At 56.3% G+C, this 18,396-nt stretch carries 13 protein-coding genes and 1 pseudogene; 6 read left to right on the top strand and 8 right to left on the bottom strand.

The genetic code is table 11. From position 1 onward, the window contains the following. Positions 1-15: 15 nt before the first annotated feature. Genes L384_RS04625 through L384_RS04635 form a run of 3 tightly spaced genes read right to left on the bottom strand, consistent with a single transcriptional unit; the run spans position 16 to position 6,510 of the window. The gene (locus L384_RS04625; protein ID WP_023324698.1) at positions 16-2,190 is read right to left on the bottom strand and encodes a virulence factor SrfC family protein; all 2,175 of its coding nucleotides are present in this window, start codon (positions 2,188-2,190) and stop codon (positions 16-18) included. Next, positions 2,187-5,168: a virulence factor SrfB gene (locus L384_RS04630; RefSeq protein ID WP_003856965.1), complete on the bottom strand. Its 2,982-nt coding sequence runs from the start codon at positions 5,166-5,168 to the stop codon at positions 2,187-2,189. Before L384_RS04630 ends, L384_RS04625 begins: the two co-directional genes overlap by 4 nt. A 4-nt stretch (positions 5,169-5,172) precedes the next feature. After that, positions 5,173-6,510, bottom strand: coding sequence for an SrfA family protein (locus L384_RS04635; RefSeq protein ID WP_023324697.1), 1,338 nt, complete (start codon positions 6,508-6,510; stop codon positions 5,173-5,175). 282 nt (positions 6,511-6,792) lie between these two features. On the opposite strand from L384_RS04635, the gene L384_RS04640 reads away from it, so the two are divergent. Then, entirely contained in the window at positions 6,793-8,391 is a 1,599-nt protein-coding gene (locus tag L384_RS04640) for an ABC transporter substrate-binding protein (RefSeq protein WP_003856968.1), read from the top strand. Between the two features lie 74 nt (positions 8,392-8,465). Next, positions 8,466-8,699: a YdcY family protein gene (locus tag L384_RS04645; RefSeq protein WP_003856971.1), complete on the top strand. Its 234-nt coding sequence runs from the start codon at positions 8,466-8,468 to the stop codon at positions 8,697-8,699. A gap of 3 nt (positions 8,700-8,702) precedes the next feature. Here L384_RS04645 and L384_RS04650 read toward each other — a convergent pair whose 3' ends face one another. Together L384_RS04650 and L384_RS04655 are read right to left on the bottom strand one after the other, a co-directional pair. Continuing rightward, a complete protein-coding gene (locus L384_RS04650; protein ID WP_003856973.1) occupies positions 8,703-9,152 on the bottom strand; it encodes a DMT family transporter in 450 nt (149 codons plus the stop codon). Further along, the gene (locus L384_RS04655) at positions 9,149-9,667 is read right to left on the bottom strand and encodes a GNAT family N-acetyltransferase (RefSeq protein WP_003856975.1); all 519 of its coding nucleotides are present in this window, start codon (positions 9,665-9,667) and stop codon (positions 9,149-9,151) included. The genes L384_RS04650 and L384_RS04655 overlap by 4 nt, the downstream gene beginning before the upstream one ends. A 148-nt stretch (positions 9,668-9,815) precedes the next feature. Here L384_RS04655 and L384_RS04660 point away from each other — a divergent pair, with 148 nt between their 5' ends. The 3 genes from L384_RS04660 to L384_RS04670 all read left to right on the top strand — a co-directional run bounded on the left by L384_RS04660 (position 9,816) and on the right by L384_RS04670 (position 12,420). Continuing rightward, positions 9,816-10,391 carry a helix-turn-helix domain-containing protein gene (locus L384_RS04660; protein ID WP_003856978.1) on the top strand — a complete coding sequence of 192 codons (576 nt, stop codon included), beginning with the start codon at positions 9,816-9,818 and terminating at the stop codon, positions 10,389-10,391. Positions 10,392-10,457: 66 nt separating this feature from the next. Continuing rightward, a complete protein-coding gene (locus L384_RS04665) occupies positions 10,458-11,492 on the top strand; it encodes an NADP-dependent oxidoreductase (RefSeq protein WP_023324695.1) in 1,035 nt (344 codons plus the stop codon). Positions 11,493-11,751: 259 nt separating this feature from the next. Further along, positions 11,752-12,420, top strand: coding sequence for a GntR family transcriptional regulator (locus L384_RS04670; RefSeq protein WP_003856981.1), 669 nt, complete (start codon positions 11,752-11,754; stop codon positions 12,418-12,420). 123 nt (positions 12,421-12,543) lie between these two features. Here L384_RS04670 and pqqU read toward each other — a convergent pair whose 3' ends face one another. Continuing rightward, on the bottom strand, positions 12,544-14,661 hold the full coding sequence (pqqU, locus tag L384_RS04675; protein WP_023324694.1) for a TonB-dependent receptor PqqU: 2,118 nt from the start codon (positions 14,659-14,661) through the stop codon (positions 12,544-12,546). A gap of 246 nt (positions 14,662-14,907) precedes the next feature. Between pqqU and L384_RS04680 the strand changes: the two genes are divergently transcribed. After that, positions 14,908-15,969 (top strand): 7-bladed beta-propeller protein YncE, encoded by a 1,062-nt coding sequence (locus tag L384_RS04680; RefSeq protein ID WP_023324693.1) that lies wholly within the window; start codon positions 14,908-14,910, stop codon positions 15,967-15,969. A gap of 93 nt (positions 15,970-16,062) precedes the next feature. On the opposite strand, the gene ansP is transcribed toward L384_RS04680, so the two are convergent. Both ansP and L384_RS04690 read right to left on the bottom strand, forming a co-directional pair. Then, entirely contained in the window at positions 16,063-17,559 is a 1,497-nt protein-coding gene (gene ansP / locus L384_RS04685) for an L-asparagine permease (protein ID WP_022648235.1), read from the bottom strand. A 327-nt stretch (positions 17,560-17,886) separates the two neighbouring features. Continuing rightward, positions 17,887-18,306 (bottom strand): annotated as a pseudogene (locus L384_RS04690) (LysR substrate-binding domain-containing protein); the annotation flags it as partial. Positions 18,307-18,396 lie beyond the last annotated feature (90 nt).

Below are 18,396 nucleotides of genomic sequence, written 5' to 3'. Positions count from 1 at the left end.
TGCGGGCTGGAATGATTAAGACAGCAAGGCAGACAAGGCTTTCCGTGCCGCAGGCTGAACGTCATACGGACACTGATAATCCACGTTCTCAATCGCGCGGGTGTAGAGCGCAACCAACCAGTCATAAACATAGGCTGTCGCCGCATGGACAGGCTGCTCGCCAAGTCGGGTAAGACGGGGTGAGGCGCTGCTCACAACGGGCGTCACAAAAATTGGCTCACCTTTGCGGATCCGGCTTGCAGGCCGTTCAGAGACGGGTGTCAGTTCATAGCCAAGCCAGCTAATGAAATTGCCTGTCGCGGCATGCAGCTGCGCGGCGCTGCTTTTATCTTTTTCTGCAATGCGTTGCAGTTGCAGCGGCAGATCCAGCCGGTAGCTGGTAACGATCAGCACATCCGCAATCTGCTGTAATACCTCTGCGTCCAGGCCCAGACGGGCAGCCGCCGCGTCGTTGCGACTCCACTGACGAAGATGGTTAACCCACACGTTATGGGCCAGCCGCGCTTTGTCTTTGGTCTGCAACGCGCCTGGATTTTCCTGCGTCTCTTCCGCAAACAGATCGATAACATCGTTAAACAGGCCGTTGACCTGTTCCTCACGAGGCTGGTGAACGGTCAGCAGCGTCTCAAACGCGTTTAACGGCGGCAGAAGCCCCTCAAGCAGTTCACCATGACGAGCGGCACTGCCTTGCAGCGTTCGGACCATTTTTTCGGCCATTGCCCGCCCTGCGCCTGGCTCCTGAGTGAGAGGCGAGACATATGGGCGCATCAGCGTTGACAGCGACTCTAGTAACAGCCTTTTCAGCGCGCGGAGACGCTTCTGGCGCTGTGCCGGCAGGGTAGCCTGCGACAGCCACTCAATCACTCGCTGCATGCTGTGGCTATCGAGCGCCTGAAGCGTGCCCCAGCGCAGACCCGGCTGGCCCAGCAATTGCTGCACCGCTTCGTCCAGATTCTGCTTTGTGGTAAACCGCGCATCATGAGGGGTAATGGCCCAGACCAGCCCCGGCAACGCGGATTCTTCAACCGGCTGCGTCTCTTTGACCCAGTTTTGCAGGAGCCTTGCCGTTTTCGCGGTCTGCTGGTGGTGCGCCGTTGCATTGCAGATAACTAGGACATCCGGCTGAATGTGCTGACGATAATGCTCCAGCAACCACAGGCATTTTGCCTGCATCATCAGCGGCGTGTTTTCCTCAGAAATGGCCGGAATATCAATGACGTCAACGGTATCCAGCACGCAGTTCTCAACGGGCAGCACAACTTCGCGGGTCAGAGATGCCAGTACATCAACTGGCAGGCTAATGGCGTTAAGCAGCTCGCCGTTTTTTACCGGATGAAGCAGTGTTTCCTGTGCTTCCGGCACGGTAAACGCCCCGTGAGTAAGAAAGCCTTCGCAGGGTAGACCAAAGCTGTCCACCAGCAGACTCAACGGCGCCGCAAGTGCGCTGGCATGGCTGGTTTGATGCAGCACCTGGGCGAATTTAAGCCACTGCTGGGTTAACTCCTGCTGCTCACCCCACAGCAGAGACCAGACGCTGGCGCGGGTGCTGAGATCAAGCGACGGAACCAGCAGAGCAAACTGGTGCCACAGGGCATCATCAATATGCTGCTTAGCGCCGGGTACTACGCTTTGCCAGAACCGGGCAATGGTCGCGACTTCCCGCGCCGTCATTCCCGGCACGCTCTGCGGTTGACGCAGCACCCGCCACTTCTCAAGCCGGGCTTCAATCACCGATTTATCCACCGCGCGGATCTGCGGATCCAGCGTGGTGCGCGCGATAAACAGCTGCACCAGCTCGGCCTCCGTTACCAGGCGCAGGCGCAGGGGAAACGCGTCGTCTGCGACCTCGCGGGACGCTCTGCTGAAACGCACGGCCATGTTGGTCGGTGCATGCCCGGGGTTAATATGCGAGAAGTAATCAAACGTGCGTTGACCCGGCGTTACGTTCAGCCGTTCGTCCCCGCTGCCGCACAGGGCAGCCAGCAGGTGCGCTTTCGCGGCCTGCGAGTGGCCATATAGGCCGATACTGCCCTGGCTGACAAGGGCGCGATCGAGCGCCTCTTCACGCGCGCTTAGTGCGTTAAGGCGGGCAAGCAGGGCGTCGGCTTCGTTATCCAGCATCGGGGCGTGCTGTCGCGTCTCGTTGATCCACCCGATTAAGGCCTGAGTGGTGGCAGTCGTCGCAGTCATTTGAGGTATACGCTCCCGCTGTCGATCCAGTAGTGGCTGCCGCTGTGTCGGCGATCGGCCAGAGTATTCAGTTTAAAGGTCAGGGCATCCGGCGGCACTGGCGTGCCGTCCTGTAGCCAGGCATCACTCAGCTCGAAAGATTCCGGACCTTCCTGCTTAGTGCCGCCACGCAGCTTCAGGCGCACGTTCAGTACGCCGTCGCCCGCAATGGCTTTCGCCAGCTCGGCAGAGTTGATGCTCAGGGTATAGAGCGGTGTCGCGGGCCAGCGGGCATTGGCCAGCTGCCGGAAGCCGAGCGTAACGTTGCCGCGCAGCGGGAAGTGCAGACGGGCGTCCAGTTTCGCGCCGGGTTTATCGAGGTCGATATCGTGATACCAGACGTTCTCGTCCCGCAGGGTATTGATCGTGTTATCCAGCACGCCCAGATAGCGCACCGTAGAGTACGCGCCGATATCCGCTGCTTTAAAGTTAAAACGCGGCAGACGAAGATCCAGCGCCAGGCTACAGAGCATCGCTCCTACCGCAGCGGTGGATTTCGGGTTGCCGATCCGTCCCTGCTGGCTGAACGGATACCATTCATGAACCTGATATTTATCCAGCCAGACGATGCGGTTGACGGGCACCGGTTGCAGGTGGCGAATCAGGGCCTGAACGCCCGGCAGGCAGCCCGGCCGTCCCGTGATCAGCAGGATATCGCAGCTGTAGTGAGAGATCGCCTCACATACCGCATGAAGCGGGGCGGCAAGCGTGAACTGACCCGCCAGCATGGCGTCCCGCATCTCCCGAAAGCTGACGTGCAGCGGTACGCTGAACAGATCAAAGTGTTCTGAGCCGGCAGGCAACGCATGGTCAATCGCCTGCTGGAGATAATTCATCACGTTGCGCGTCGGTTTTTGCGTAAGCAGGTCGCCAAAGGTGGCATGCAGCCCGGCCAGCGGATCGTCAACATCGCTCGATTCCCACGCCGCCAGGATCGCGTGACCTATCGGCATAAAAAGCTGAAGCGCCGTCTGCTGGCGCAGGACCGCCTGGGTATCGATCCGCCCGGAATCACCGAACAGGGATGCCATCAGTTGGGAGGCATCGGCTATGCCGGATTTCTGAAGCTGGGTTTGCAGCGCGGGCAGAACGTAGCGCTGGATCACGTCCAGCAGCGTATCATCGCCAGCGACCTTGAACCCTTCGCGGAACAGCAGCTGCGGGGTGATTTTGACGTTATTTCCGGAACCATCATCTAACTGATAGTGCGTGATGGCCATATCCGTCGTGCCGCCGCCGATATCAATCGAGGCCACGCGCAGCGCACGCCCCGGCAGGACGCCAGGCTCAGGCGCGCGATCCGGACGGGCGAGGGAGGCGAAAAAGGCCTCGGTCTGGCCACCGAAATGGGAAATGGCTTCGTTATACAGCCACACCAGCTGGCCGCAGCTGGCCTCGTCCCACTCCATCTGGATCTCAGGGACCGGCACCACGCTTTTTTCCTGCTGCTTGCGGCTGGCAAAATCTTCATCCTGCGGGTGCCAGCCCATCGCTTTCCAGACGATGGCGATGGCTTCGAACATGCGGCGACGGAAAATCTCGCGCTCCTGTTTCGGCATTGCTGAAGGCAGGGTGAGGATCAGCGTCCGCAGCTGGCGGGGAGAGGCCGGGAAGCCGAGCCGCAAGCGGGTGGCCACGCTGTTAATCTGGCCAAGCGCCTGAGCCAGCAGCTCGCAGAGCATGTGCGTCATCAGGGTGCTGCGGCTGTACTGCGGAGAGAACACCGGCAGACGCTCATCCTGCGGCAGCGTAAAGAGTGGTTCCCCGTCGTCGTTCATCAGGTTCATCAGCGGAAACGCAGTTGCCAGCGGTTCGCGCTGGGTTTTGCTGTTCATCTGGCTAAAGCGCCAGTCCTGCACTACCGGCGTCTCGTCCCACAGATAGCGACGCGGGCTGGAAATTCCACTGTTGCCTTCCGTGCCCAGACGCTGCATTGCCAGCTTACGCGCTTCATCACCCACGCGGACAATGGACGGCCAGACGAATGCATCCTCCCGGCCGCTTTCCACCGAGAAGTGCTGCTTGCCAAAACGCGCTTCGGAAAATTCAAGACGGCTGGTAAACAGCGGCTCATTCAGGAACTGTGGCTCACTCAGAGATCGTACCTGAAGTTCAGCCGTCTGGCGCAGGCCGTCGTTGGCATCACCATGATCTTCAATAATCACGCCGCAGGTGTGGGTGTTGCCTACGTCAAGGATCAGATCGACAGGAATAGCAGGGGTGCTCAGGGTATGGGTGACAAACTTCACTTCCGGCACGGTGAGTTGTTCCCCGAGCATGGAGAGCAGGTTGAGCCAGTGTGCCTGATATTCAAAGCTGCGCATGGCCTGATGCAGCTCCCGCTCGGAGCGTTTTTCAACCCCGTCGGCAAACTGCGTAAAGGCTTCGCGCAGCCAGCCGTCAATCCAGGTCTGGTCAAGGAAACTCTCAACCTCACTGTCGCGCCAGGCGAGCGCGAAACGCGTGCCGTTAAGGATATCGTTTTCAACCGGCGACAGCGCAGACGTCGCATGCTCTGCAATCTGGCTGTCGAGCGCGACGGTGACCCGGTGCGTATTGCCAGCCGCGTCGGGCGTGGAAAGCTTTCGTACCTGGACGCGCGCCCAGTTATCCGGGCCATCAACAAACGTCCGCGGCGGGTTAAAGCGCAGGAAAGGGAGCGGCAGCCAGACGCCGTCCAGCACGTTCAGGGAGTTATGCAGTGGAATGGTGCTTTCAGGCTTGACCACTTCCGGCTGCCCGCCATCGGTGGCAGGCAGCGTGTACCGGCCGTTAACCAGATCAAAATCCAGGCGCAACAGCGGGCCATTTGCCGTTTTACGCACGAAACGCCCGTTGCTGGCAGTGTCCTGCGGAGTCAAGCCAAAATCGAGAAACTGCACGCCGCTGTTAGCAATCAGCGTCACGCTCTGTTTATAGTCGCAAAGATTAACCAGCATAGGATCAGACACCTGCTTTCTTGAACGTCAGAGGAACGATGGTGTTGGCATCGTAACGTGCGGTGCATTCCGCCACGTCGCTGGCACCTGCCTTACAGGTCACTTCCGGCATCGGATAGCGTGAACCGTCGGTGCAACGAGCGTTTCCGCGCGTTTTGATCAACAGCTCGCCGTTGCTGTGTAATCCGGAAAAGACGTCTACCCGGCAGACAATGTTGTCGCCATGCACAACCCGGGCGAAACCTTTATTGTTCTGGATCTGATAGCGCAGCGACGGCGGTTTGCCGGTGAGCGGATCCTGCACATCGAGAAACGCGCGCCAGGTGCCATTCAGGAAGCGCGTTAACCCCGCTTTGACCTGGTTTGCCTCCATCACCATCGCATCTTTCGGTATCGCGGTAATGACCACTGGTTCGGCTGCCGGTGCAGGCGTTTTCACCTTCGGCTCTACCACTTCGGCCTGGTGCAGCGGGAGTTTCAGCTCAAGCGGCTCGACCGTCTTTACGGGGGCCGGAGCAATGGCGACAGGCACTGGCGCTGGTGTGGCAACAGGCGCTGCGGTCGGGGCCTGTTTTGGCCAAAGCAGCGGGGTGGCAATGGCCGCAATAATGACGGCGGCAACCGGCAGCAACCACAGGGGGGAGCGACGTTTTTTCTGCATGGCCGCCGGTGCGGGCTCTGGCGGCGCGGCGTTCATGCGCACCGGCTCTGGCGTATACAGTTCATCTTCGGTGATACGGACGGAAGCCACAGGCGTGATAAGCGGCGCGTCGGCCTGCTCAAAGGTCACTACCGGGGCCGGTTCTTGCTCCTGTTCAGGTTCAGGCTCGTTAATCACCACTGGCTCAGGTTCAGGGACCAACGATTCGCGCAGGCAGTCCAGCACGTCGTCGCGCGCGTTCTCGTTAAGATTGACGAAACCCCAGAAGCAGATCACCGGTTTGCCATCCACCAGGAAAACAAAGTTTTCACCGGGAAACTGAAAGGCTTTTGAGAGCAGAGAGCCAAACAGTTGCTGCGCCGTTTTCGGTGACTGAAGGCATTTTTTACTCAGCGACTCCACGCTGGCGAGCGTGTTTTCCAGATAGCGTAGGGCGCGATAACGATCATCTTCATCCGCCGCCTTCCAGCTGGAGACGGTTCCCTCAACCGGGGAGTACCAGTCAACGCGATCGCCGCCGTCGTAGACCTGGGGGATGGCCAGACAATCGACGATAGCCTGTTGTTTGCGCAACCGAAGCGCTTCGCGGATTTGCAGCGCTGATTCAAAAACGGCCTGTCCGCCGCCACCAACGGCCTGAAAATCATCCAGATTACCGCTGCGTAAAAGTGTTTTTGCCACGATTTGGTCCTGTAGACTTCTTCACGCCATTACTTTAACGAAACAGCTAAGCAAGCAAACGGCGGAGGAGACGATAAAAGGGACGATTTCTTGCGGCATTGATCGTGATGGTTGTGCTTGACGAATAATGAACCTTAAGGCAAATCGGTTTCTGCGGGGTGATGCTAAAACCAGCGAAATGTACGGCTTAAGAATAACCTGATAGTGATTCGTTATTTGTCAGGCCAATACGTCTGTGCTGTTATTACTGTTCACTATAATAAAACCGAAAGGGTAATAACCATGTCTACAGGGAAAACCGTGCTCGCCCTCGCGCTGAGCGCGCTGCTACCGGCAAGCGCCGCATGGGCGGCAAATAAAGACACCATTATCTACTGCTCCGAGGCGTCGCCGGAGTCGTTTAACCCGCAGATCGCCAGCTCTGGACCTTCGTTTGTCGCCAGCTCGCAAACGCTGTATAACCGTCTGATTAACTTCGACCCGGTAAAAAACACGCCGGTGCCTTCCCTGGCCGAGTCGTGGACCATTTCGCCAGACGGCAAAACATACACGTTTACCCTGCGTAAAGGGGTAAAATTCAACAGCAATAAATACTTCAAACCTACCCGTGATTTTAACGCTGATGACGTTATTTTCTCCGTTATGCGTCAGAAAGACCCTAAGCATCCCTATCACAATGTTTCCCAGGGTAATTACGAATACTTTAATGACGTGGGCCTCGACAAGCTCATTCAGGATGTGAAAAAGATCGACGATTATCACGTCCAGTTCACGCTGAGCGAACCCAACGCGGCGTTCCTGGCCGACTGGGGAATGGACTTCGCCTCGATCCTCTCTGCCGAGTACGCGGACGCGATGCTGAAAAAGGGGACACCTGAAAATGTGGACACCTGGCCAATCGGCACCGGCCCGTATGTGCTTCAGCAGTACAAGGTGGATTCGCTGATCCGCTACGTCGCCAATCCGAACTACTGGGACGGTGAGGTGCCGACCAAACACCTGATCTTCTCCATCACGCCAAACGTTGAGACGCGTCTGGCGAAGCTGCAAACGAACGAGTGTCAGATCATTCCTGCGCCGTCGCCGGTGCAGTTTGAAGCGATCAAGAAAAACAAAGACCTGACCCTGCACTCGGTGGATGCGCTGAACGTGGGGTACCTGGCGTTCAACACGGAGAAAAAACCGTTTGATAACGTGCTGGTGCGCCAGGCTCTGAATTACGCGACGGACAAAAAGGCCATTGTGAACGCGGTCTTTATGGGGTCTGGTACGGTCGCTAAATCGCCGATCCCGCCGAACATGCTCGGCTTTAATAAAGACCTGAAGGATTACGGCTACGATCCGGAAAAAGCGAAAGCGCTGCTGAAGCAGGCGGGTCTGGAAAAGGGCGCGGAAGTGACCCTCTGGTCCATGCCGGTTCAGCGTCCGTACAACCCGAACTCACGACGCATTGCGGAGATGATCCAGGCTGACTGGGCGAAAGTGGGTGTGAAGGCGAAAATCGTCTCTTACGAGTGGGGTGAGTACCTCTCCGGCATGCGTAAAGGCGAGCATGATTCCGCGCTGTTCGGCTGGATGTCTGATAATGGCGATCCGGACAACTTCGCCGATGTGCTGCTGGGTTGTAACAGCATCAAAACCGGATCTAACGCCGCGCGCTGGTGTGATAAGGGGTATGATGAGCTGGTGCAAAAGGCCAAACTGACCAGCAACCCGGACGAACGTGCGAAGCTGTATGGACAGGCACAGGAGATTTTCTATCAGCAGGCACCGTGGATTGCGTTAGCTAACGGCAAAACGTTCTACGCGACCCGCAGCAACGTGACCGGGTACAGCGTGAGTCTGATGGGCAGTGACTTCTCGAAAGCGAAGCTGAACTGATCGTATTCTTGCCGGGGGGCGGCTATGCCTTACCCGGCCTACAGTTAGCACCCGGCACGTGATAAGGAGTGACAATGTCACATTTAAACAAAGTTATCGCCCGCGTCGATGCCACCATCGAAGAGAGCGTGATTACCCACATGAACGAACTGCTGATCGAATTAAGCGACGATGCAGAGCTCAGCCGTGAAGATCGTTATACCCAGCAGCAGCGCCTGCGTACCGCGATTGCGCATCATGGCAAGCAACATAAAGAAGAGGCGGAGGCACGCCATGCCCACCTCACGCAGGGTGGGACTATCCTGTAAGGGTTAAAACTGGCGCCGTGCCACCAGCCAGGCGCCAACCACCAGCATCACTGCGCCGCAGACCGGGCCAACCAGCGCGCGCAGGGGAACGCCGTTGCTCTTGAGGATGTCCATCACCAGACCGCCAATCAGCTGGCTTGCCACCAGTACGGCAATGGTCGTTGCCGCGCCCACATTCTGATATCCGCTAATACTGGCAAAGACAAAAAATGACCCCAGCAGGCCGGGGATCAGTGTCCACCAGCGCACCGTTGACGCCAGTTCGTTAAACCCCGCCATGCCATTTTTCACCAGCAACATGCTGACAAACAACACAATCCCCACCAGCGAGTTCAGCAGCATGGCGATAAGAATGGTGGAAGAGGATTGCGTAATGCGCACCATAAGGGTGTTTTGTACCACCAGCCCAATCCCGGCGGCCACCAGGAATGCTAACGTCAACGATTGATTCATGGCAGAGCATCCGGATCGCTGCGCTCATCGAGCTGGAGTTGCATAAAGGTTAAATCCAGCCAGCGACCGAATTTGGTTCCTACCTGCGGCATATTTCCGGTGGTAATAAAGCCCAGGGTTTCATGCAGATGAATCGACGCCTGGTTCTGCGCCTCAATACCGGCAACCATCACATGTTTACCAATCTGGCGGGCTTCCTTAATTAATTCCGTCATTAGCAGTCGACCAATGCCTTTGCCCTGATGATCGGGATGAACGTAAACCGAGTGCTCCACCGTATGGCGAAAACCGTCGAATGCTCGCCAGTCGCCAAATGAGGCGTATCCCGTCACTACACCTTCTTCTTCACTGACCAGCACCGGATAACCCAACAGCGTGCGCGCCTCAAACCATGCAATACGGTTATCGGTATCGACAGTTGTATCGTTCCAGATTGCGGCGGTGTGCAGCACCGCATGGTTATAAATTTCACCGATAGCGGCACAATCTTCTTTGCAGGCATGACGAACAATCATGGTTAACCTCTGGCTGTGTTGTTCACTATAGTAGTATGATTTTCTCACAATATTACACAGTTCATGTATTCCATCGCTACGACAAAATCCCTGTTTTTTTGTCACAAAACTGCCCCGAAAAACCATCCGTACACTATAGTATGACGTCATGAATACAATGACAGACAATATGAATCAACGCATTAGCGCCCGCATACGCCTTGAACGCGAGTCGCGTGGCTGGTCATTAAGCGAACTGGCCGAACGGGCAGGTATCTCACGCGCCATGATCCATAAGATTGAACGGGGTGACAGTAGCCCAACGGCGACGCTGCTTGCGCGGTTATCCGGTGCCTTCGGTATTAGCATGTCTACGCTCATTGCGCGCGCGGAAATGCAGGAGGGCAAACTGTTACGTCTGGCGAACCAGCCCGTCTGGCGCGATCCGCAAACCCACTATTTGCGTCGCCATGTGTCGCCGCGCACCGATATGCCTATCGACCTCGTCCAGGTGGAGCTACCCGCAGGCAGCGATGTGCCGATGCCCGCTTCCTCTTACGCGCTGGCGCGACAGCTGATTTGGTTGCAGGCAGGTGAACTGGTCTTTCTGGAGGGGGATACCCGCCATGAAATGAAGGCCGGAGATTGTCTGGAACTCGGGCCGCCGAACGACTGCCGGTTTATCAACGAAACGGATGAATCGTGCCTCTATCTGGTCGTGCGGCTTAATCAGTCCGGCTCATAATGCAAAGGCGATCCGCAGGATAACGTGCCAGACTTGAATGACATTTTCAGCAGTAAGGAGCGAAGAATGAATCAATCAACTACGCAAAACCGACGCTGGGTACTGGCTTCCCGTCCACACGGCGCGCCGGTTGCCGAAAATTTCCGCCTGGAAGAGCAGCCGATCCCCACGCCCGCAGAGGGACAGGTGTTATTACGCACCGTATGGCTCTCGCTTGATCCGTACATGCGTGGCCGTATGAGCGATGCCCCATCCTATTCACCTCCTGTCGAGATTGGCGCGGTGATGGTGGGCGGCACGGTAAGCCGCGTCGAGACCTCCCGCCATCCGGATTATAAAGAGGGCGAGTGGGTTCTGGGCTACAGCGGCTGGCAGGAGTATGAACTTTCCAACGGGAAAGGGCTGGTCAGGCTGGGCGAAAACCCGTCGCACCCTTCATGGGCACTCGGCGTGCTCGGGATGCCGGGCTTCACCGCGTATATGGGGCTGCTTGATATCGGCCAGCCTCAGGCAGGGGAAACCCTCGTCGTGGCGGCGGCCACGGGGCCGGTTGGCGCAACGGTGGGGCAGATCGGAAAAATCAAAGGGTGCCGGGTCATCGGCGTGGCTGGCGGGGAGGAGAAATGCCGTCATGCGGTCGACGTGCTCGGTTTCGACGCCTGTCTGGATCACCATGCGGATGATTTTGCCGAACAGCTGGCGAAAGCCTGCCCGCAGGGCATTGACGTGTATTATGAAAACGTCGGCGGTAAAGTCTTTGACGCCGTACTGCCGCTCCTGAATACCTCCGCGCGCGTGCCGGTTTGCGGACTGGTCAGCGGCTACAACGCGACCAACCTGCCGGAGGGGCCGGATCGCTTGCCGCTGCTGATGGGGACCATCCTGAAAAAACGCATCCGCATGCAGGGCTTTATCATCGCTCAGGACTATGGTCATCGTATCGGCGAGTTCCAGCAGGAAATGGGACGCTGGGTGCAGGAAGGCAAAATTCACTATCGCGAGCAGGTCACCGAAGGGCTGAACGCGGCGCCGGAGGCGCTGATTGGGCTGCTGGAAGGGAAAAACTTCGGCAAGGTCGTGATCCGCGTGGCGGCGGACTAAACAGAGCATCGGTTATGGCGGGCAAAGTCCGCCATAATTATTTGTGAAGATACGATATATTGTCTTTAATTAATCCATAAGCATTGCGCGCCATCGGCCCAGCTGAGCCAGAAGTGGTAAACGTAATAGTAATTGAACAATTTTTATTTTAACGCGCGCCCTTCATACCAGGCATGACGATACAGGATATATCAAACCGGCGATGTTTTTTTAAACAGTCGCTGAAAATGGCATTTTGTTTTGGCTACGGGAATTAAACATGCTTGATTTGGAAAACCTGGAAAAAGCACAAAGAATCAGTCTGACGATGCAAGTTGAGAACAGTTTAAAGGGAGCGTTAATTACGGGCTCATTAAAACCTGGGGCTCGACTCATCACGAAAGAGATTGCGGATAAATTAGGCACCAGCATCACACCAGTGCGCGAAGCCCTGCTGCGTCTGGTGTCGGCAGGCGCATTACAGGCCACGCCTGCTCAGGCGTTTTTGGTGCCAGAGGTTACGCTGGAGCGTTATAACGAAATTAACGCCATCCGAAAACAGCTTGAGCCGATGGCCGTTGCGGCGGCGTGTCAGAATATGACCGAGACCAAACTGGATGCATTACGCGCGCTGTCAGATAACTTCAGCACCGCCATGCATCAGGGCGACGTGCAGAAGGCGATCCATGCCAACCGCGTGTTCCGGTTTACGCTCTATCAGTATGCCGAAATGCCGACCCTGAACTCGCTGATTGAGCAGCTATGGGTACGGATTGGTCCGTGTATCAACTACCTGCACGAAGAGATGAAAGATATCCCTGCCACGACTTACCATTATGCCGATCTGCTTTCTGCGCTTGAGCAAAGGGACGTGACGGCCAGTCGGGAAGCGATCGACCGAGCCATTGATGAAGCCAATATCCTCCTGCAACGGCAATACTACAGTTAAGGATCGCACTGGCGCACTTATTTTTTTATTCGTTTTAAACTTCCCTGAGTATATTCCCGGCGCTTAAGGCTACCGGGAATGATGTTATTTTTTTACCGGCAACGTGCGCTGCCGGAAAATGTTTTACTCAAAGCGATAAGAGGCCGACAGGCCCACGCCATAGTTACGGCCAGGGGCGGGTTCGTAATAGCGATTGTAGCCTGCGTTTACAATCTCTGAGCCGACGTACTCTTTATCGAACAGGTTATCGACGCGACCAAAGATGTCCATTCCCCATTTGCCGTAATTGAGTTTATACCCGGTATTCAGACCGACCACGGTATAAGTGGGCGCTTTGGCGGTATTGGTGTCGTTTGCCATCACGTCGCTCATGTAGCGGGCATCTGCCCCCGCGTACCAGCCTTCCTCAGGCTCCCAGCCAAACGACGCATACCCCATGTTACGGGCAATCCCCGGCATCCGGTTGCCGCTACAGTCTGCATTGCTACAGACGTTGGTACGGTAGGTCGCATCGAGATATGTCCACGCCATTTTCAGCTTCCAGTTTTCGGCAAACTGCTGGTCGAGCGCAATTTCCACACCCTGACGGCGCGTTTTCCCCGCATTTTTGTAGGTAGTGCGACCATCTTTGTTTTCGTCTACCACGATCTCGTTGTCGGTATCCGTGCGGAACAGCGCCGCCGTCAGGATGCCATTGCCGATGCGGGTTTTGCTGCCAATCTCATAGGTGTTGTTGGTTGACGGTTGCAGGTTGATATTGAGGCCGCCTTTGCCATCAGAACGGTATGAGAGTTCGTTGATGGTAGGGGTCTCAAATCCCCGTCCCGCCGCGGCATACAGGTTCCAGGCGTCGGTCACGGCGTATTTCACCGCACCAGCCGGGAGCCATTTATGGTAGCTGGCGTCACCGCTGTCATCGCCGTTTTGCGGGGTAATGTAATGATCGTTGGAGTCAAACCAGACGGAGCTGTAACGCACGCCCGCCTCAACGGACAGCTTTTGCGTGAGCTGCCATTGGGTTTGCAGGTAGGGATCAAGGTTCCACATCAGGTTACGTTCGTCACGGCGTTTGTTACCCTTCACGCCAAAATCCGGCACGCCGTTGTTCATCACGAAGTTTTCATACCCGCGGCGATTTTCACTCATATTTTCGTAGTTCAGGCCGGTGGTAAACGTTACCGGCACCAGCAGCTCACCGCGGTGGGTCCAGCGGGTATCAATACCCTGATAGTGGCGCTGCATATCAATTACGCCACCCGAATGCGCAGGATTTTCAGTCTGCGCGGTATCCGGAATGGACTGGTACTGGGTCATTTCACGCTCACCGGCGTACATCATCACGCTGAGGTCGTCCTGTTCGCTCAACTGACGGTCGTAGCGGATCCCGGCCTGGGTCTGCTTAATGGTTTTACGCATGTTGTACTGATCGCCACGGGGTGACTGGCGTGGGTTGTTCTGCCACTCCTGATAACTCAGTCCGCCCGGATCGTTGGCTTTCATGTCCACGCTGTTAAAAATCAGCGTTAGCTTGCTGACATCATCAATGCGTACGCCCAGTTTCGCATTGGCGAGGTTTTTCCGTGCGCCGCTGTGGTCGCGATAGCCATGGGTGGTGAAGCGGGTTGTGGATACCGCATAGTCCACATCCCCCGCCTGAGTCCCGTCGCCCACCGCACCGGTGGCCTTCATGCCGTAACGCCAGGTGCCGTAACTGCCGTAATAGCTGCTGGCTTCAATTGTGGCTGGCTGTTGTCCGGTCTGGGTGTTGATGTTGATTACGCCGCCGGAGGCATTGCCGTACAGGGCAGAGAAGGGGCCGCGCAGCACGTCGACGCTCTCAATGCTGTTGAGGTCTATGTTTGACGTCTGCCCCTGGCCGTCGGGCATGGTTGCCGGAATGCCGTCCACGTACATGCGGATCCCGCGTACGCCGAAGGTTGAACGCGCGCCGAATCCGCGAACGGAAAGTTGCAGATCCTGAGCATAGTTCTGGCGGTTCTGGATTTGCAGGCCAGGCACGCTCCCAAGGGATTCAGAAAGGTTGATGCGCGGTGTGGCATGTCGCATATCCTCGCCGCTCACCACGCTGACTGCGGCCGGGGTGTCCAGTTCGGAGACAGTTTGCGGCGTGGCGCTGACGATCAGGGTCTGTTCATCCGCGGCCATCGCACTCAGCGGGCCAAAAATGACGGGAGCGAACAGCAGGGGTAGTGATGCCTTGCGGGCAGTAATAATTTTCATGGAGTAAACCGGTTAAGAAAAATTCGAACCAAATCAACTGGAACCTGTGTATATATGTTAAATCCTTTGTAAATGTTATGAAAACTATAACCGCACATTTCGTGAATGTAAGGCTTTGAAGGAAAGAAATACTCCACATTCAACTGATTAATGATTACTATTCTCATTAAAATAACGGCAAAGCGATGACTTTGCCCACCGGAAGTGATGTCAGCGGTAAATCTCCTCATTTAAAAAGGAATTGTTATGTCTTTACGTCATCTGTGCTCGCCGCGCCTGCGTGGGTCTCTGCTGTTGGGCTCTTTACTGTTTGCCGGTACGTTCCAGGTTCATGCCGCTGAAGAGATGTTGCGCAAAGCGGTCGGCAAGGGCGCGTATGAAATGGCCGTCAGCCAGCAGGAAAACGCGCTGTGGGTTGCGACGTCACAAAGCCGCAAAACCGATAAGGGCGGCGTGGTTTATCGTCTGGATCCGGTCACGCTGGAAGTGACGCAGGCGATTCATAACGATCTCAAGCCGTTTGGCGCCACGATCGATAACGCCACCCAGACGCTGTGGTTCGGTAACACCGTCAACAGCGCCGTGACGGCGATTGACGCCAAAACGAGCGAGGTTAAAGGGCGCCTGGTGCTGGACGATCGCAAGCGTAGCGACACGGTGAAGCCGCTTCAGCCGCGCCAGCTGGTGGCCGATGACACGACCAATACGGTGTACATTACCGGCATCGGCAAGGAGAGCGTGATCTGGGTTGTTGATGGCGCAACGCTGAAGCTGAAGGACACTATCACGAACACCGGCACGTTCAGCACCGGACTGGCGCTGGATGCGAAGGCAAAACGCCTGTATACCACCAATGCGGACGGCGAGCTGGTGACCATTGATACGGCAACCAACAAAATCCTCAGCCGTAAAAAAGTGCAGGATGACGGAAAAGAGCACTTCTACCTGAACCTGAGCCTGGACACTGTCGGCCAGCGTGCGTTTGTGACGGATTCAAAACAGCCAGAAGTGCTGGTGGTGAATCTGAAAGATGGCAGCGTGATGCAGAAAATCGCCGCGCCAGAATCGCTGGCCGTACTGTTTAACCCGGCGCGTAACGAAGCCTATGTGACGCACCGCGAGGCGGGCAAGGTGAGCGTGATTGACGCCAAAACCTACAAAGTGACCAAGACCTACGATACCCCGGTTTACCCGAACAGCCTGGCGCTGTCTGCGGACGGTAAAACGCTGTACGTAACGGTGAAACAGAAATCAACCCGTCAGCAGGAAGCGACCCAGCCTGACGATGTGATTCGTATCGCGCTCTGATGTGGGATTTGCCCGGTTGTGGTGCGCTTACCGGGCATAAAAAAAACATGAAATGCAGGCCGGGTAAGGCGAAGCCGCCACCCGGCTTTTTTATTAACGCGACGTCTCTTCCACCAGCGGACCGTCCTGTTTGTCATCTCCAGGATGAACCGGTGCGGTACTGTGGATTTCATTCACGCGTTTACGAACGCCAAACCAGCCAGCAATCAACAGCACCGCCAGCAGCGGTATTGTGGCGATGGTGTAGGTACCGTTCGGGTAGTCGAAGGCCATCAGCACCAGCACGCTCAGCAGGAACAGCAGGGTAAGCCAGGAGGTCACCGGTGCGCCCGGCAGCTTGAAGCTGACGTCAGCCGCTTTTCCTTCTTTGATCGCTTTGCGCAGACGCATCTGACACACCACAATAAAGGCCCAGGAGGCAATAATGCCCAGTGCAGCGACGTTCAGCACGATCTCAAACACCTGAGACGGCACCAGATAGTTCAGGAACACGCCAAAGATATACACCACCAGAGTGGCCAGAATACCCGCGTAAGGCACCTGCTGCTTGCTCATCTTCGACATAAACTTCGGCGCAGAGCCCCCCATCGACATGGAGCGCAGGATACGGCCCGTCGAATAGAGTCCGGAGTTCAGGCTGGAGAGCGCGGCGGTCAGTACCACGATGTTCATGATGCTGCCCACGTACGGCACGCCCAGCTTAGAGAAGAAGGTTACAAACGGGCTTTGGCCCGCCTGGTATGCGTTCCACGGCAGCAGCAGAACCAGCAGCACCACGGAGCCCACATAGAACAGGCCGATACGCCAGATCACGCTGTTGATGGCTTTTGGCACCATCGTCTGCGGATCTTTGCATTCACCTGCCGCCGTACCGACCAGTTCGATGGAGGCAAAGGCGAACACCACCCCCTGCACCAGAACCAGCGCTGGCAGCAGGCCGTGCGGGAAGAAACCACCGTTATCGGTAATCAGGTGGAAGCCGGTTGCGTTACCGTCCAGCGGTTTACCGGTGCCGAGGAATACGGTCCCGACCACCAGGAAGATCACAATGGCCAGCACCTTAACCAGCGCGAACCAGAACTCCATTTCGGCGAACCATTTCACGCCGATCATGTTCATGGTCCCGACAATTGCCAGCGCTCCGAGGGCGAACACCCACTGCGGCACATCGCCAAACGCGCCCCAGTAGTGCATATACAGCGCAACGGCGGTGATATCGACAATACCGGTCATTGCCCAGTTAACGAAGTACATCCAGCCCGCGACATACGCGGCTTTTTCACCAAGAAACTCGCGGGCGTAAGAGACAAAGCTGCCGCTGGAAGGGCGGTGGAGTACCAGTTCGCCGAGCGCACGAAGGATGAAGAAAGAGAAGATCCCGCACACCAGATAGACCAGGGCGAGAGCGGGGCCAGCCATTTGCAGACGTGCGCCTGCACCTAAAAACAGACCTGTACCGATAGCGCCGCCGATGGCGATCATCTGCACCTGACGGTTGCCCATCGCCTTGTGATAGCCCTCTTCATGAGAGTTCAACCAGCGACGTTTCGCAGCATGATGATCGGCTGCGCTTTTATTGCTTGTTTTCATTGAGTTACCTGTTTGCCTGTCTGAACCATTAACGTGATAGTCCTGCCTGGCAGATGCCGAAACAAACGATTGCTTCTGCGCAGACACATGCTGCCTTTCCAGTCATTCTGTGTATGGATAAGGCAAAACATGGCGAGGCATCCTACCCGCAATTGATAAGCGACGCAAAATATAACCGTGCCGAAAGTGATGCACGTCGAAGGAAATCGTGTGGTCAGAGCAGACGGGGATCACAACGCGCTGAATCGTGGCGTTTTTTTAGGCAAAAAGGTCTGCGAATGCTGATTTAATCATCAGGTTTACTTAATAGTTACTTATAGGTAGAGACTATGTATGCCGCAGGGCTGCAATGAGTAATGCAAAGGCGGTAGTGTGCTGGCGGCGGCTCGGATAATACAGATGGTATCCCGTAAAAGCCGGACACCAGGCTTCAAGCACACCCACTAACCGGCCCTTAGCAAGGGCGTCCTGAACCGCATCTTGCGGAACATACGCCAGCCCCAGACCGTTTTCGGCGGCATCGATGCGCTGCGGCAGGCTGTTGAGGATCAGCTGGCCGTCAACCCGCACGCGCAGCTCACGTCCGTCCCGTTCAAATTCCCAGGCATATAATCCGCCGCGTGTGGGCAGGCGCATATTAATGCAGCGGTGCTGATCGAGCTGCTCCGGCGTTTTCGGTATGCCGAAACGTTGCAAATACTCTGCTGACCCGACAACCGCCATGCGCATGTCCGGCGCAATACGTACCGGTCTTTTAACATGGCGGCTTACTCGATTTATGAATTGAACTCATGGTTCCTTTCTGATTATGCACTCTAATGCTCCCCATGGCTTTAC

It is taken from the genome of Enterobacter sp. MGH 38, assembly GCF_000492855.1.
GTDB lineage: Bacteria > Pseudomonadota > Gammaproteobacteria > Enterobacterales > Enterobacteriaceae > Enterobacter > Enterobacter hormaechei_C.
Note: the sequence above shows the minus strand (reverse complement) of the source record. Positions and strands in the feature narration are given on the sequence as shown.

What these genes read in the sequence shown, in the direction of transcription:
- L384_RS04625 (WP_023324698.1), bottom strand. Translation starts at nt 2,190, where the DNA reads ATGACTGCGACGACTGCCACCACTCAGGCCTTAATCGGGTGGATCAAC.
- L384_RS04630 (WP_003856965.1), bottom strand. Translation starts at nt 5,168, where the DNA reads ATGCTGGTTAATCTTTGCGACTATAAACAGAGCGTGACGCTGATTGCT.
- L384_RS04640 (WP_003856968.1), top strand. Translation starts at nt 6,793, where the DNA reads ATGTCTACAGGGAAAACCGTGCTCGCCCTCGCGCTGAGCGCGCTGCTA.
- L384_RS04645 (WP_003856971.1), top strand. Translation starts at nt 8,466, where the DNA reads ATGTCACATTTAAACAAAGTTATCGCCCGCGTCGATGCCACCATCGAA.
- L384_RS04650 (WP_003856973.1), bottom strand. Translation starts at nt 9,152, where the DNA reads ATGAATCAATCGTTGACGTTAGCATTCCTGGTGGCCGCCGGGATTGGG.
- L384_RS04655 (WP_003856975.1), bottom strand. Translation starts at nt 9,667, where the DNA reads ATGATTGTTCGTCATGCCTGCAAAGAAGATTGTGCCGCTATCGGTGAA.
- L384_RS04660 (WP_003856978.1), top strand. Translation starts at nt 9,816, where the DNA reads ATGAATACAATGACAGACAATATGAATCAACGCATTAGCGCCCGCATA.
- L384_RS04665 (WP_023324695.1), top strand. Translation starts at nt 10,458, where the DNA reads ATGAATCAATCAACTACGCAAAACCGACGCTGGGTACTGGCTTCCCGT.
- L384_RS04670 (WP_003856981.1), top strand. Translation starts at nt 11,752, where the DNA reads ATGCTTGATTTGGAAAACCTGGAAAAAGCACAAAGAATCAGTCTGACG.
- pqqU (WP_023324694.1), bottom strand. Translation starts at nt 14,661, where the DNA reads ATGAAAATTATTACTGCCCGCAAGGCATCACTACCCCTGCTGTTCGCT.
- L384_RS04680 (WP_023324693.1), top strand. Translation starts at nt 14,908, where the DNA reads ATGTCTTTACGTCATCTGTGCTCGCCGCGCCTGCGTGGGTCTCTGCTG.
- ansP (WP_022648235.1), bottom strand. Translation starts at nt 17,559, where the DNA reads ATGAAAACAAGCAATAAAAGCGCAGCCGATCATCATGCTGCGAAACGT.